The organism is Cysteiniphilum marinum, assembly GCF_014857925.1.
In the GTDB taxonomy this organism is placed as follows: domain Bacteria; phylum Pseudomonadota; class Gammaproteobacteria; order Francisellales; family Francisellaceae; genus Caedibacter; species Caedibacter marinus.
Map to the genome: position 1 here is coordinate 16658 of NZ_JACYVZ010000016.1, position 14694 is coordinate 31351.

Consider the following 14694-nt stretch of genomic DNA (forward strand, 5'->3'; position numbering starts at 1 on the left):
AGTTTATTTAATGATAAAACATTGCTCACTGCATGTGTGTTTATAATGCATATAGTTGGGATTTTTGAGTGTTAACTCAGGGTATATTTGTTCAAATGTGATATTGCGCAGACAATTACTATTTGATTGGTGAATCTGGCAATATCTTTGATCAAATGAATAAAACTTTTCGATATTAATATTTGACTCTTTATCTTGAGTAAAGCGATAGGATTGGTAACTATCTAGCTGCCATTGATCACCTTGTGTCAGTTTAAAGAGTTTAACGGAAGGCAAGTTGCCATGAGATGTAGACAAGCCTGCAGTAGTATATTGACCAATAATGTGCCCATATAGGTCAATTTTTTTAAACTCCTCCATATGTGTATGACCATTTAAAATGCCAATAATTGTCTTTGCATAGGGTCTGATGGTGTCTAGAAATAATTCAGTGATAATCTCATGCCAGAAATAGCTGCCATCATAAAAGTTTTTGCCCACAGGAATATGCATGGCAATGACTACTTCACTATGGCTGTCTTTTGCTTTCTTAAGTGTGCTCTTAAGAAATTCCAGTTGTTTAACAATCTCATGTTGCGCTTTTTCAGTTAGCGCCCTTTCAGTTGAAAACATGACACTATTCAAAACGATAAGCTCAAGTTTTTGTTTTAATTTTATGACAGCATAGCCACCACTTTTGTTTTCTTGATTCTTAACTAAACATGGGAATACGTTTTGATTGTTGCATAACGCTCCGGAGGATAAAAAACCATTGTTAAACCCAGACTTTTGCATTGCATGATATACGCTGTATGTTTGGTGCGTTTTGTCATCGCTATAGCTATAGTTGCCGTAATTCTGATCATATGCATCATTGTTGCCAAATACATTGATGATCGGCGTATCAGGGAAGTTATGTTTTAAAGTGCGAAAAACGCTCAATTGGTTTTGTTCAACAAAGTCAATGCGATTGATTTTCTGCCCCTTTACCTCATGTCCTACTAAATCACCTAAAAGCAGAATAAATTCTGGCGGTGTTATTTTATTATCTTTAATTGCTCGGGACGTTTCTTTGACAAGTGATTGATAAGTCTTAAGATCAAGATCATTATTTGGGTTATAGCCGCTTGGCATGATTTGCATGGGACTTTTATCTTTATTGAGGTGTATGTCTGTAATGACCAGAAATGGTAAGCTACTTGCAGCGTGGGCATGAATGCCGATCAAACTTAAAGTTGCAGCAAAAATTATCTTATGTCTAGACCAAAAATAGCGCATCAATTATCCTCTTTATTGTTAAACCAGATTAATAAATTAAGCGTGCGCATTGTATCAAAGTTTATATGCTATGTATCAGGTAGATTTACGCGAAATAGTTACGAGTTGTAATGGCACTCATCATAATGTCCGATTGTTTTGAGAGGTATTGTTGTTTATCGGTAGCCCATAGTATTCTGCATTTATCACAAATTATATTGTGATTAATATGCTTATCATAAAATGGTTTGCGATTGGCATGGTATTTGAAAAATAAAAAAGGAAAGGGGTAATTTATGGGGTTATTTGATTATGCAAAATATGGGGTGTCTTCAACTGTTGGTGCGGTTGCTGGATATGTCGTGCTGCCATCATATGCTGCTCAAGCAACGCGTAGTGCAGTTTCATATCTTTGGGGGGCAACAACTGGAATCTTGAGCAGTGTTGCTAAAACCGCTGCGATCGAGAACGCAGGGCACTATGCATTTAGCGTGGCTCAGAATTTTGGCGGCCCTGCTGGATTTGCTGCAGGGGTTGCAGCTAATGCATTACTTGATAAAGCTGTTAACTATGGTATAGATTTTTATACAAGTGAATCAAAGTTGAAAAATGAAGTTACAACTGGTGAGTTAACTAAGGATAAAGTAGAAAAATATTTGCAAGATTATTGTGATAGAGGTCAAGGGATTAAAGGCTTATTTAGTGGTCACTGGCGACATCATGCGATAGAGGTTGGCAAGTTTGTGGAAGATAATAAAACGGTGACAGACTTGAATCAGTATATGAAAAACCTGAAGGAATTCCAAGGTAAGTTAAAGGGGGAGGCAAAATTAAACGAGCATGGTGAGTTAAATACAAGAGTAGAAGCATTAGAGTCAATGTTTAAAAAAATGCCTGATGCAAACAATGGTGGCGTGAGTAACGTTATTTAACTGAACAAAAAGAGGATAGTAATATGAATATGGATAATATGGCTCCAACAGAAATTAATAGTATAAATTTATACATAACAAAAAATGGAACAACAACGAAGGTAGATTTTAGCGTAGTTGTAAAGGGCTCTTGGGAGAAGAAGGGTAAGCAAGATTACTTTTGCTGTTCCGAAGCAGAATTGCTATCTATTTTGAATAATGACTTAGTTCAACAAAAATTATTTTCCAGTAAAGATGAACAAATGAATGGTGAGCATAAGGGTGTATCTGCTAAGCCCACTACAATAGAAGAGCTAAATAATTTATTAAAACAATCAGGTGTTGAAAGGCTTGAGATTAGAGGTGGAGCTAGTTATTTCTCAAATTTGGTAGGAAGGCAAAAAGGTTACCCTCTCTATTTTGAAACAACTGATAATGAAAATAATAAAATTCTGCATAAAAGAGCAGAACTAAGTCCAAATGAATCTAATCAATATGATCTGATCATAAATGGCTTGAATAAAGAATTTAAAGCATCACAAGAACCCTTTAAAAGCCTGAATAATCTCTCACTTATGAATAAGGTGTCAAATGCTTTTGATAGCAGTAAAAGATATATCAGTTATAATGGGAAGGGTGATGATAATTCCAATTATACAAATGCATTTATTAAGGCGAATAATGGTTCCAAGCTTTTTAATAATGGGAGCACTCTTCTTATTGCGGGGCTCAACAAGGTTGATGAAAATAAATTATTACCTATATTTGCAAACAAAAAAGCTTTGATGCTATACCCTACGGTTGACTCGAATAACAGTCATGCTATTTTATCTGTCATTGATAATAGAAATACACCAGCCAAAATAAGAATACTTAACTCATTGAGTTCTTCATTAGACCCATTAAAATATGATGAGCTTATCATGAATTTGAAATACAATTTTGGCACTGATGATGTTGAAATGATATATATGAATACACAGGCGCCATTGCAAGGAGACTGCACACGACATGTTGCAATCTGGACGGCAGCGTTACTAAATGGTAAGGATCCTTGTAATGTAGCTTCGTATAGTCAATTATTGTCACAACACTTTGACCCTAGCTTGTTTAAAATGGACAAAGCTATTGTTATAAAAGATGGTGTTAATCTGGATGCTAAAAATGACTCAAACAAAGAGAAGAGTAACAGTATTGTTAACAATAGCAAGTCTGATAATAATGAGTTTGAAGAACTTTCAAGTAGTGAAACTGAAGCTGTAAAACAAGCGGATGTTAAATGGCAGTCCGAGTTCTTGGACGGATATAAAGACGAGTTCTCTAAGCTAGGTCGCCATGAGAAAAATGTAGAGATGAAAATATTTGCCCCATCGTCGTCAAATAGCAACCCTGACTTCTCAAGATAGTCGCGTTTATTGATTGAAATTTATAACCATTGATATTCTCGATTAGCTTTCAAAATTTATGAGCATACTATTTTCTTCAAGGTGTCGAAAAAATATCGCTTATTTCGGACATAGTAACCATAAATGTTCAATTCTCTACTATTTTGTCACTTTAGATTATTACTATTGCGATGTCTAACAGCAAAAACTTTTAGTTGTTAGTTGTGTGTTAATCTGATTGAGGAGAGAAAGAGAAAATGAAAGTTATGCTTAAAAAAAGTGTTGTTGGGTTAATGATTTTAGGATTTAGTGGTTCAGTTATGGCTAACCCAGTATCCAAGGAAGTTTTTCAAAAAAGTGTAAATGCAAATACAGAGTTTGCGTTAAATACATCTTTTCAAAAGAATAACAACGCAGAGTACGCTGCATTTGATGATCTCAAAGCAAGCGCACAAAGTATTGTGCAAATGGTTAGTACAGGTGATGTCGATTATGCAAAATTAGTGCAAATTATTTTTTCAATACAGCCGGATATTACCAAGATTAAATCAGCTTACAATGCATATATCAGTGATCAAAATGTTCAAAATGTGATGAATGCATATCAAAAGGTAAGTGATCAATTGCAGCAAATGTATCAAACAGGTTTTGATGTTCAGGTGCTTGAACAGTTAGAACAATTGAGTGAGTATCTAGCTAATAGTGTTGACGCTGTTTATACAGTTAAAGATAAGGCAAACCGAGATGCGAAAACTGTGCAGTCAGAATCTTCGCAAAAGCAGTTAGATCTTGTTAATCAGCAGGTTTTTACTAATACCTTTGCGATCATCAAAGCTGCTGAGTTGGCAGGTGTCAAAGATGCTAACGCACAGTATGCTAAGATCATCACGTCATCAGTGTATTTGCCATATACTTATGTTAGCGTGTTAGATGACATCATCAATAAACAAATTATTAATATTCAACCTGTTGACAAGACTCAGCTTATCGCCGAGTTTAAGAAGTTTGCTGATGCTAAAACAGCTGAAGCTGCTGATTATATACATCAGTCAATTGACAATGGTGCGAATCTTGCAATGGATGAATTAGTTAAAAACTTACAAAAAGCGGTTGATCAGGTTGATAAAGAGGCAGAGCGTCTACAGGCTAAGGCAGAACAAGAGCTTCCTGGGTTGCGCGCAAAAAGAGATGCCGAAAGTGCTAAGATGAAAGAGGCACTCAATAAGTGGGATGTCAAAGGCTATGCGATCGCGTTGTATCACTTCACAATAGCAAATAATCTGGTGAAATTAGCTAAAGATACAGCCAATGGCACCGGTCCCGTATTTAAAGCAAAAGACCTCGTACATCAAGGGTTTGAAACGGTGAAAAATTCTAAAGATCAAGTTGATGATCTATATAAAAAGAATGTTTTAGAAAAAGAGCCGATGAAAACAGTGCTCTTTGCCACTGAAGTATTTTCAGGTCAGCAACAGGCCATTGAGCAAGTAAACTTATTGGACTTTGATAAGATGGAAGCACTTGCGAGCTCAGGTAATAAAGTTGCTGAACTATTAGTTAATGGCGCTAAGAGTTATCAAAAATTGATTAATCAGCGTAGTGAAAAGCAGGTTTCGGCAGCAGAGGCTTATGATTATGTCATTTATCGTGTTCTTGAAGGGCTTAATGCTAATGTGAGTAAGTAATGATGTATAAATAACTGAAGTTATACATATAAAATGCTTGTCCCTTGTTGGCAAAATATCTTGCAATATAGAAAGCTGTAGCACTAGTCAAAAGCTTCCATTGCTTTAGCTATTTTTGCAGCAATCACTTGATGTGCTGCCGCTGTTGGGTGTAGCATGTCTTCAAATAGATGTTTTTTGTTGTTCGCTTGCGGTGTGCAAAGTAATGCAGAATTGGTTAAAGCTGTCAATGGACTGTCTTGAGTTACTGGAGACTGCGTACACGCAGGCGTTGACACATCATCAAATTGATAATTTTTTCCAAGCACCGATATTTCATAATTTGCAACGATATCATTCATTAAATTAAACACATCTATTGGCACAATTTTAATAGTTGAATCCTGCTTTTGTAATGCGCCTAACATATTATTCAGTGTCGTGTTATAGGCAACAGAAGCTTTTTCTAAAGCAGATTGTTTGCCTGCTGCAATCGCCAATGGCGTCAAGCCAACGTTTGGTAATAACAACACGACAAATTTTCTAGCACCATGCGCTGCGAGATACTCTACATCATAAACAATATCACTGGCAGCTTGCTTCATTGCATGGGAGACTTCAGTGGCTGATGGGCTAGGTGTTTTTTTCAGTGCGATAAGTAAGTTATTTGCCCCACCCCATAAAATGTAGACTTTATCAGGGTCAGCTTCATACTTTCCAGTGGCAACATTAAACGGCATCGTTTTCAGATAGCTATCGATCTGATTTTCTTTTTCTAATTGATCATATACAAACTGTAGATTTTCATTATCGCCACTGGCTTTTGGGCAGCTATATAACGTCTCCCCGTTTTTCTTTGGCACTGGACCAATTGGTAACGGCATATACAAAGGGACATTGCCTGGTGGGCGAAATTGTTGAGGGAAGATGTCAAACGATGATTTTGCTACAATAAAATTGATACCTGCACATGTCGTTGTTGCACCGCCTTGCGCATAATTATTGCCATTTAATGTAGCACTCTGAGTGTCAATGGCCGCACTACGAAACCATAAAATTAAATTCACACCGGCATACCAAGCAGGATATGCAATTTTAACAGGCTTAATATAGTTTACATTATTCGCACCTGTTGCTGTTAAGGACTGCCCCAATAATTTACTTAAACTTGAAGCCCATACTTCCCCGCCGAGCGTAGTATAGTTTGCTGTTTTATTGTTGGCATTGGCAAGCTTAGGCCATTTGTTGATATATTGGGGCGCGAATCTTTGTAACGCATTGACTAAGTTTGGGAATAGATCTTGCACACCTTGATCTGATAAGCTATCGCCAAACACGACAAAATGATGCGATTTGTCTCCTTTAATCGTCAAGGTTTGTTTCATTTTGCCCACGGATACTGTCAGTGTCTCTTGTTGATTGTATTGCTCACTAGCTACCGGGGCATATTTTAAACTAAATACACAGCTCTCCCCATCGTGTATTGTCTGTGCACACGTTCCTAAATCAACACTAAACCCAGCGTCTGGATTGGATTGAGTTATGTTGACATCATAGGAGTTTAGCTGACCGATGCCATTAATGCTCGGATTGGATAAGCTTATTTTAAAGTCTTTGTAATTATGCGCATTAAGATCTGCATGAATAACATTGTCTGTTGCTGAATGAATTGTCATCCCAACGACTGAATCACCGTTTCCTTCACTACCGCCACATGCAGATAGTAAAATAACGATGGGAATAAAACTTAATTTTTTGCACTGAAACACTTGTATTTACCCTCTATCAAAAATTATATCTAAACGCCAAACTAAAAACATCTGCATAACCTCTGTAATTTGCTGCCTCCTGCATCCGATAGTCCGCAGCAAAGATCATAGGCAAAAATGATAATTTATATATTGTCTTTATGGCTTCTCTTTTATTACAAAACACCGGTTCCCCTTCAATTAAATACACTGCGCCACCTATCAGGCGTTATTACTTTAACTTTTTTGATGTGTTTTAATAGTCAAGAGAGAAAGCTCAGTCACTTCTAAAACAGTTAAAGTCACCTGAGAATTTAGCTGTAACAAGGATTAGCGCTCCAGGCAGATCTGAGTTTAAAATCGTTACAGGATGTTGGGGGATTTTGTTGCCATATTGATCAGGTAAGTGTGGATGGCTATTTTGTGACTATAAGTTTTTTCATAGTCTCTAAGATACATAAAGCAGCTGCATATGTTCATTGCTACATGATTTATGATGGATAGGTAGCGCAATGATTGCAGCTACAAAAGGGAAGACCAAAATGTACTTATTTTGCTTGATCATGAACTTTGCTTAGAAAGCGCTCCCAAAGTGCCATAACAGCTTAAAACATTGTTGCATCTAGATACCTTAAACCGTGTAATTATGCTGCAATAGCACACGCGGGCGCCTATAAATACATATTATCTTTAATAAGGACTAAAAAGGTTAAGCTGTGTATCAACTTAGAGGTTAGTTACTTTTTGTTACATCACACTCAAAACGATACCCATAGGAGCGTAAACTTTTGATTAAAGGCGTTGCAGATTGAGTGTTTTCACTATTAAGAATCTTGCGCAGGCGGCTGATTTTGACATCAATGCTCCTGTCAAGATGATCTATGGTTTGTCCACCAAGCAAAGTGAGTATTCGCTCTCTACTTATGGTGGTGTTCGGGTGCTTGAGAAAAATAAGCAGTAATTCATAAAGTGATTTATGTAGAAATATCTTTTTGCCATTTGAGGCGTGCAATTCATGCTTTGCAATATCAAGCTTCCAATGTGCAAAGTTGTAATACAGCGCATGATGATCAGACGGTTTTTGAGCTTGGTTTTGGCGGCGTATTAATGCATGAATATGTGCAACCAGTTCACGCAAGTGACACGACTTTGAGAGATAATGGTCGGCACCAATTTCAAGACCAATAATTCGATCATATGAATCATCTAGGCTTGTTAACATGATGATGGGAATCATATTGTTATTAGCTCGTAGATATTTACAGAGATCAACACCACTTAATCCGGGTAGTTGAAGATCAAGAATCAGTAAATCGTAAGTATTGTTTTGTGTTAGCAAATCAAGAGCTTTTAAGCCATCTTGTGCGGTGCTCACGCGAAAACCGTATTCAGTCAGTGCGTGGCAAACGAGCTCTTGGTATTCATTATCATCTTCAACTAGTAGTATATGTGCTTGCAAGTTTGGCTCTGATGGGTTGTGAGTTTTCATCAGATTTTATCACTTTCGCCAAGAAAAGCACTTAACGATTTGTGTTAAGTAGCGCATAATGTAGAGCGTTTTAAATCTAAAAAGCAAAAAGCACTAAATATATATGGCAAGGAAATATTTTGGCACCGATGGTGTGCGCGGGAAAGTAGGTGTTAATCCGATTACGCCTGAGTTTGCAATGAAGATGGGTAATGCTGTAGGGCAGGCGCTGCGTGAAAAAGGGTTGCCCCTTGTCGTTGTGATGGGTCAGGACACTAGACGCTCCTCAGATATGTTAAAGGCGGGGTTTATTGCAGGCATTACTGCGGTTGGTGTTAATGTGATTAATTTAGGCATGGTGCCGACACCCGTTGTCGCCTTTATGGTGCCAATTTTTAAAGCCGGCGCTGGAGTGGTCTTAAGTGCGTCACACAATCCTTTTTATGACAATGGGATTAAACTGTTTTCGCCTGAGGGGCATAAGTTGCCGGATGATGTTGAATATCAGATTGAGCGCTATATTGATGAAGGGTTTTACTATCAGCCAGAAGGTGAGTTTGGTGAGATTTATAGTCAGATCAATGAAGTTGAGCCTTATATTAAGCATTGCTTGACGTCATTTGCGGATCAGATTAATTTGAGTGATAAAAAAATCATTGTTGATTGTGCCAATGGCGCGCTATTTCGTGTCGCCAAAGAAGTGTTTTCACGCTTAAATTTGAATGTTGTTGATATTGCCTCAAATCCAGATGGTTTAAATATCAATGAGGAATGTGGTGCAGTGCATCTTGATGCATTAAAAACTGCTGTTATCAATCAAAATGCTGATTTAGGTATTGCCTTTGATGGTGATGGTGATCGGATTATGCTTGTTGATGAAACAGGGTGCGTGGTTGATGGCGATGATATCTTATTGGCTTTAGCAAAATACAATGAAAACATCCCCGGTGTGGTTGGCACGGTGATGACGAATCTTGCGATTGAGCAGGAGTTTTTAAAGCTTAATTTGCCATTTAAACGGGCTAAAGTCGGTGATCGCTATGTGATGGAGTTGTTGCTTGAAAATAATTGGACGCTTGGCGGTGAGTCTTCTGGGCACATTATTGATCTTCGTTATAATTCAACTGGTGATGGATTAACAGCGGCATTGCAAATTTTGGCATTATTAACAAAAGTCAATAAGCCTTTATCAACGCTGATGAGTAGTCAAAAGATGCCACAGTTAATGATTAATGTGCCGTTAACCAAGAAGCTTGATGCTAATGATATGAGTCTATTGATCGAAGATGTCAGCTTTGTTGAGAAAACCTTAGGAAGCGATGGTCGTGTGGTCTTGCGCCCTTCGGGTACTGAACCCGTATTGCGTGTAATGGTTGAGGCAAAAACAGTTGATCTTACTAAGAAATGGGTGGATTATCTGGTTGAAAAGGTTAAAGAAAAATTAAATGCTTAATATGGAGTAACGATGAGAAAACAAATTATTATTGGCAACTGGAAGATGAATGGCTCGATATTATCGATTAAGAATTTATGTGAGTCACTAAATAAATTATCAACAGAATCGCTATCGGCCGATATGGCAGTGTGTGTGCCTAATGTTTATTTGTCGTATGTTAGCGACAATATCAAAGGAGTTGCTCTTGGTGTGCAAAATGTTAGCCAATATGACAACGGTGCTTACACGGGTGAGATTAGTGTTGATATGCTTAAGGATTTTAATTGTCAATATGCTATTGTTGGGCATTCTGAGCGTCGTGCGCTATTTGGTGAAAGTAATATCGATGTTGCATTGAAGGCTAAAAAAGCAACTGAAGCAGGGCTTTGTGCCATTGTTTGCGTTGGTGAGACATTAGAAGAAAGAACCACAGGTCAGCTTGAGGAAGTGTTAAAAGCTCAGTTGAGTGAGATATTAAATGGACTAACCCTAAATCAATTGAGAAATGTTATCATTGCTTATGAGCCGGTATGGGCGATTGGCACAGGGCTTGCAGCAACTGCATCACAAGTTCAAGAAGTCCATGCCTACTTGCGTTCGATCGTCACAAACTTCCATGTTGAGCTTGCTAAAAATATCAAAATTATATATGGTGGCAGCCTTAAACCGTCGAATGCTGATGAGATATTGAAGTTGGCAGATGTCGATGGTGGTTTGATAGGGGGTGCTTCTCTTTGTGGGAAGGACTTTGGTGAAATTGTTAAACATGCAAAAGCGTTTAAAAATGCCAAGCATGTAAAATAGGCAAAGCGAATAAATGTTAGCGTTAGTTATCACTGTACATATTATTGTTGCGATATTGATTGTTGGATTGATACTGTTGCAACAGGGCAAAGGAGCAAGCATGGGCGCCTCATTTGGCTCAGGCGCATCACAAACCGTATTTGGTAGTCGAGGAGCGGCGCCATTTATGTTTAAGTTCACAGCTTTTTTAGTCGCTGTTTTTTTTGTCACAAGCGTGAGTTTAAGCTATATTGGCAAGCAAAATGCAAACAAGGGTGCCGAAGCTCAAGCATCAAGCGGTGTGTCGCAAGCTGATTACCAAAAGCAGCAAGCAGCTCAGCAGGCTTTGATTGATCAGGCTAAAGCAACTGATGCAAAAGAAAACAAAGATGCAGCAACACTTCCAGTGAGCAATCTTCTAAAAACACCGACAGCGACAACATCAAATGCTGAAAAGGCTGATGACAAGTCAAAGCAGGCAGTTGATGTGAAGAATGCAACAGTTAAAGAGAAAGAAGCGGTACCCGCATCAACTAAATAGCTAGAGTAGAGTTTTTGATTGGTAAAGCAATGGTGCTTGTGAGCCCGTAGCGATTTGTCAAAAGCTGTTTTAGTAAAGTAAAGTTTATTTTGCCAAAGTGGTGGAATTGGTAGACACGCCATCTTGAGGGGGTGGTGAGCGCAGCTCGTGCGGGTTCGAGTCCCGCCTTTGGCACCAAAAACGAGGATATAGGCATGTTGCAATATAGTGTATATCATGAGTTTTTGCCGATTTTGATTTTTCTCATTGTGGCGATTGCTATCGCATCAGCAATGGCAATTGGCGGCAAAATGCTATCTATTATTGTTGGGGTGAATAATCCTAACCCTGAAAAAAACGCACCATTTGAGTGCGGATTTGCTGAATTTGAAGATGCGCGCATCAAGTTCGATGTGCGTTTTTATTTGGTTGCTATTCTATTTTTGGTTTTTGATCTTGAAGTCGCTTTTATGATTCCTTGGGGTGTGCTGGTGCGCGATAGCGGTGCGGGTGGTATCTCATGGGCAGCTTTCATTGCGATGATGATATTCTTGTTCATCTTACTAATTGGATTTATCTATGAGTGGAAGAAAGGGGCGCTAGAATGGGAGTAGAAGAAGGCATTAACAATAATAAAGGTTTTATCACTGCCAGCGCTGATTCTTTAGTAAATTGGGTGCGTACAGGGTCTTTGTGGCCTGTAACCTTTGGTCTTGCCTGTTGTGCGGTTGAAATGATGCATGCAGGTGCTGCGCGTTATGACTTGGATCGTTTTGGTATTGTATTTCGTCCAAGTCCACGTCAATCAGATGTGTTGATTGTTGCCGGCACTTTGTGTAATAAGATGGCGCCAGCTTTGCGTAAAGTCTATGATCAGATGCCAGATCCAAAATGGGTCATTTCCATGGGATCATGTGCCAATGGCGGCGGTTATTATCATTATTCCTATTCGGTGGTTAGGGGTTGCGATCGCATTATGCCCGTGGACATTTATGTGCCTGGTTGCCCACCGACGGCTGAAGCGCTTATTTATGGCATTATTCAGCTGCAAAATAAAATCAAACGTACTAATACAATTGCGAGGAAATGACGATGTCGTTAACGCAAGAATTTATCGATGATTTAAAAAATGACTTTGACAGTCAATTTATCTCAACAACTTTTCAACACGATGAACTTACCGTTGAAATTGCCAAAGACGATCTCATCAAAGTGATGACACGCTTAAAAAAAGTATTTAAATTTGAGCAACTTATTGATGTGACGGGCGTTGATTACTTAAGCTTTGGTGAAGATGAATGGAAAACGCAAAGTGCCACGAGTAGTGGCTTTTCACGCGGTGTAGTCAAAGGCGAGTTGTTACATAAAGAGCCTAATAAAGGCAAGAAGCGCTTTGCAGTGGTTTATCACTTAATGAGCTTGGCACTTAATATTCGTTTGCGTGTTAAGGTTTACTTAGATGAATTTGATCTAATGTTACCAAGTGTTGTCGATATTTGGCCTGCGGCAAACTGGAGTGAGCGTGAAGCTTTTGACATGTTTGGCTTTGTTTTTACAGGGCATCCTGATTTGCGTCGAATACTGACAGATTATGGCTTTGTAGGCCATCCGTTTAGAAAAGATTTCCCACAAAGTGGTTATGTTGAGATGCGTTACGATGAAACGCAAAAACGTGTGGTTTATGAACCAGTAGAAATTGATCCGCGTGTTAATGCGCCTAAGGTTATTCGTCAAGATAACCGTTACTTAGATGAACAGTAATTGAGAATGCTATGGCAGAATTTAAAAACTATACAATGAACTTTGGTCCGGTGCATCCGGCGGCTCATGGCGTATTGCGCTTGGTGTTGGAGCTTGATGGTGAGGTCGTTGTTCGTGCTGATCCGCATGTTGGGCTTTTGCATCGCGGTACCGAGAAATTGGCTGAGTCAAAACCATTTAATCAAAGCATTGGTTATATGGATCGCTTAGATTATGTATCAATGATGTGTAATGAGCATGCTTATGTGTTGGCGATTGAAAAACTGCTTGAAATTGAAGTGCCAAAACGTGCGCAATACATCCGTGTGATGTTTGCTGAAATTACACGTATTTTGAATCACTTATTGTGGACAGCGGCGAATAGTTTGGATTTAGGTGCGATGACGATGTTTCTTTATGCATTTCGTGAGCGTGAAGATCTGTTTGACTGCTATGAAGCGGTTTCAGGGGCAAGAATGCATGCAACTTATTTCCGTCCAGGAGGTGTTGCGCGCGACTTACCATTGACGATGCCAAAATATGAAAAGTCTCGCTTTACGTCAAAGCGTAAATTAAAAGCGATTAACAAAAATCGCCAAGGCTCATTGCTTGAATTTATTTGGGACTTTACTGAGCGTTTTCCAAAGTGTGTTGATGAATATGAAAACCTATTAACCAATAACCGTATTTGGAAACAACGTACCGTTGGTATTGGTGTGGTAACCGCCGAGCGTGCTAAGGCATTAGGCTTTGGTGGTCCAATGTTAAGAGGCTCAGGTGTCGCTTGGGATCTTCGCAAAAAACAACCGTATGACGTCTATAGTGAACTTGAGTTTGATATTCCGGTTGGTAGCCATGGTGATTGTTATGATCGCTATTTGGTACGTATGGCAGAAATGCGTGAATCCAATAAAATCATCCGTCAATGTGTAGAGTGGTTACGTGACAACGATGGTCCTATTATGGCGCCAAATCATAAAGTGACGCCACCTAAGCGCGATGAGATGAAAAACAGTATGGAAGCCTTGATTCACCACTTTAAATTATTCTCTGAGGGCTATTGTGTGCCTGAAGGTGAAGTATATGTGGGAACAGAGCATCCAAAAGGTGAATTTGGAATTTACTTGGTATCAGATGGTGCCAATAAACCGTATCGTCTAAAGATTAGAGCGCCAGGCTTTACCCATTTAAGTGCGATGAATGAAATGTTAAGCGGGCATATGTTATCCGATGCTCCGGCAATTATTGCGACACAAGATATTGTGTTTGGCGATGTAGATAGATAGGTAAGGTTTGTCTATGTTAGAGAATAAGTTAGATAAGAAAGAAATATTTTCACCTCAAGTCACTGAGTTGCTAGAGAACTGGGAAAAGCGTTATCCTGCGAATCAAAAGCGCTCTGTCATCATCCCAGGTTTGCATGTTTTGCAAGACTATAACAACGGCTATTTAACCGAAGAGTTAATGGATAAATTAGCACTTTATTTGGATGTGCCGGCAGCTTCAGTTTATGAAGTGGCGACTTTCTATAGCATGTATGATCTTAAAAAAGTAGGCAGACATAAGCTAAATGTATGCACCAATCTTTCATGTATGTTAAATGGTGCCAAGAAAATCATGACGCACATTGAAAATAAGCTTGATATTAAAGCAGGGCAAACAACGGCCGATGGTAGAATTACGCTAAAGTCTGTTGAGTGTCAGGGTGCATGCTGTGGTGCGCCAATGTTGGAAGTGGATAAGGTTTTTTATGAAAACTTAACCACTGCAAAAGTCGATCAAATTATTGATTCTTTGGAGTAGC

Annotated in this window: 14 protein-coding genes and 1 tRNA gene; 12 read left to right on the forward strand and 3 right to left on the reverse strand. The window is 38.8% G+C overall.

Annotated features, from left to right (window positions below; translation table 11 throughout):
- Window positions 1-3 precede the first annotated feature (3 nt).
- Window positions 4-1257 carry a metallophosphoesterase gene (locus tag IE867_RS08435; RefSeq protein ID WP_192484286.1) on the reverse strand — a complete coding sequence of 418 codons (1254 nt, stop codon included), beginning with the start codon at window positions 1255-1257 and terminating at the stop codon, window positions 4-6.
- Between the two features lie 275 nt (window positions 1258-1532).
- On the opposite strand from IE867_RS08435, the gene IE867_RS08440 reads away from it, so the two are divergent.
- The 3 genes from IE867_RS08440 to IE867_RS08450 all read left to right on the forward strand — a co-directional run bounded on the left by IE867_RS08440 (window position 1533) and on the right by IE867_RS08450 (window position 5217).
- Window positions 1533-2168, forward strand: coding sequence for a DUF5617 domain-containing protein (locus IE867_RS08440; protein ID WP_192484287.1), 636 nt, complete (start codon window positions 1533-1535; stop codon window positions 2166-2168).
- Between the two features lie 23 nt (window positions 2169-2191).
- Window positions 2192-3553, forward strand: a complete 1362-nt coding sequence (locus IE867_RS08445; protein WP_192484288.1) for a hypothetical protein — start codon at window positions 2192-2194, stop codon at window positions 3551-3553.
- A 236-nt stretch (window positions 3554-3789) separates the two neighbouring features.
- Window positions 3790-5217 (forward strand): hypothetical protein, encoded by a 1428-nt coding sequence (locus IE867_RS08450; protein ID WP_192484289.1) that lies wholly within the window; start codon window positions 3790-3792, stop codon window positions 5215-5217.
- An 83-nt stretch (window positions 5218-5300) separates the two neighbouring features.
- On the opposite strand, the gene IE867_RS08455 is transcribed toward IE867_RS08450, so the two are convergent.
- Window positions 5301-6965: an SGNH/GDSL hydrolase family protein gene (locus IE867_RS08455; RefSeq protein ID WP_192484290.1), complete on the reverse strand. Its 1665-nt coding sequence runs from the start codon at window positions 6963-6965 to the stop codon at window positions 5301-5303.
- Window positions 6966-7677: 712 nt separating this feature from the next.
- Window positions 7678-8433 (reverse strand): response regulator transcription factor, encoded by a 756-nt coding sequence (locus IE867_RS08460; RefSeq protein WP_192484291.1) that lies wholly within the window; start codon window positions 8431-8433, stop codon window positions 7678-7680.
- Between the two features lie 103 nt (window positions 8434-8536).
- Between IE867_RS08460 and glmM the strand changes: the two genes are divergently transcribed.
- The 9 genes from glmM (at window position 8537) to IE867_RS08505 (ending at window position 14693) form a co-directional block, all read left to right on the forward strand.
- Window positions 8537-9865, forward strand: coding sequence for a phosphoglucosamine mutase (gene glmM / locus IE867_RS08465; protein WP_192484292.1), 1329 nt, complete (start codon window positions 8537-8539; stop codon window positions 9863-9865).
- 12 nt (window positions 9866-9877) lie between these two features.
- On the forward strand, window positions 9878-10651 hold the full coding sequence (tpiA, locus tag IE867_RS08470) for a triose-phosphate isomerase (protein WP_192484293.1): 774 nt from the start codon (window positions 9878-9880) through the stop codon (window positions 10649-10651).
- 13 nt (window positions 10652-10664) lie between these two features.
- The gene (gene secG / locus IE867_RS08475) at window positions 10665-11171 is read left to right on the forward strand and encodes a preprotein translocase subunit SecG (RefSeq protein WP_192484294.1); all 507 of its coding nucleotides are present in this window, start codon (window positions 10665-10667) and stop codon (window positions 11169-11171) included.
- Window positions 11172-11262: 91 nt separating this feature from the next.
- Window positions 11263-11348, forward strand: a tRNA-Leu gene (locus tag IE867_RS08480).
- Window positions 11349-11368: 20 nt separating this feature from the next.
- Entirely contained in the window at window positions 11369-11764 is a 396-nt protein-coding gene (gene ndhC, locus IE867_RS08485; protein ID WP_203249900.1) for an NADH-quinone oxidoreductase subunit A, read from the forward strand.
- Window positions 11755-12240, forward strand: a complete 486-nt coding sequence (locus IE867_RS08490) for a NuoB/complex I 20 kDa subunit family protein (RefSeq protein WP_117002266.1) — start codon at window positions 11755-11757, stop codon at window positions 12238-12240. The genes ndhC and IE867_RS08490 overlap by 10 nt, the downstream gene beginning before the upstream one ends.
- A gap of 2 nt (window positions 12241-12242) precedes the next feature.
- Window positions 12243-12911 (forward strand): NADH-quinone oxidoreductase subunit C, encoded by a 669-nt coding sequence (locus IE867_RS08495; protein WP_192484296.1) that lies wholly within the window; start codon window positions 12243-12245, stop codon window positions 12909-12911.
- Between the two features lie 11 nt (window positions 12912-12922).
- Complete coding sequence (locus IE867_RS08500; protein ID WP_192484297.1) at window positions 12923-14176, forward strand: NADH-quinone oxidoreductase subunit D; 1254 nt, start codon at window positions 12923-12925, stop codon at window positions 14174-14176.
- A 13-nt stretch (window positions 14177-14189) separates the two neighbouring features.
- A complete protein-coding gene (locus IE867_RS08505; protein ID WP_192484298.1) occupies window positions 14190-14693 on the forward strand; it encodes an NADH-quinone oxidoreductase subunit NuoE family protein in 504 nt (167 codons plus the stop codon).
- The last annotated feature ends 1 nt before the right edge of the window (window position 14694 follow it).

What these genes read in the sequence shown, in the direction of transcription:
- IE867_RS08500 (WP_192484297.1), top strand. Translation starts at nt 12,923, where the DNA reads ATGGCAGAATTTAAAAACTATACAATGAACTTTGGTCCGGTGCATCCG.
- IE867_RS08490 (WP_117002266.1), top strand. Translation starts at nt 11,755, where the DNA reads ATGGGAGTAGAAGAAGGCATTAACAATAATAAAGGTTTTATCACTGCC.
- IE867_RS08435 (WP_192484286.1), bottom strand. Translation starts at nt 1,257, where the DNA reads ATGCGCTATTTTTGGTCTAGACATAAGATAATTTTTGCTGCAACTTTA.
- glmM (WP_192484292.1), top strand. Translation starts at nt 8,537, where the DNA reads ATGGCAAGGAAATATTTTGGCACCGATGGTGTGCGCGGGAAAGTAGGT.
- secG (WP_192484294.1), top strand. Translation starts at nt 10,665, where the DNA reads ATGTTAGCGTTAGTTATCACTGTACATATTATTGTTGCGATATTGATT.
- IE867_RS08495 (WP_192484296.1), top strand. Translation starts at nt 12,243, where the DNA reads ATGTCGTTAACGCAAGAATTTATCGATGATTTAAAAAATGACTTTGAC.
- IE867_RS08445 (WP_192484288.1), top strand. Translation starts at nt 2,192, where the DNA reads ATGAATATGGATAATATGGCTCCAACAGAAATTAATAGTATAAATTTA.
- IE867_RS08450 (WP_192484289.1), top strand. Translation starts at nt 3,790, where the DNA reads ATGAAAGTTATGCTTAAAAAAAGTGTTGTTGGGTTAATGATTTTAGGA.
- IE867_RS08440 (WP_192484287.1), top strand. Translation starts at nt 1,533, where the DNA reads ATGGGGTTATTTGATTATGCAAAATATGGGGTGTCTTCAACTGTTGGT.
- IE867_RS08460 (WP_192484291.1), bottom strand. Translation starts at nt 8,433, where the DNA reads ATGAAAACTCACAACCCATCAGAGCCAAACTTGCAAGCACATATACTA.
- IE867_RS08505 (WP_192484298.1), top strand. Translation starts at nt 14,190, where the DNA reads ATGTTAGAGAATAAGTTAGATAAGAAAGAAATATTTTCACCTCAAGTC.
- tpiA (WP_192484293.1), top strand. Translation starts at nt 9,878, where the DNA reads ATGAGAAAACAAATTATTATTGGCAACTGGAAGATGAATGGCTCGATA.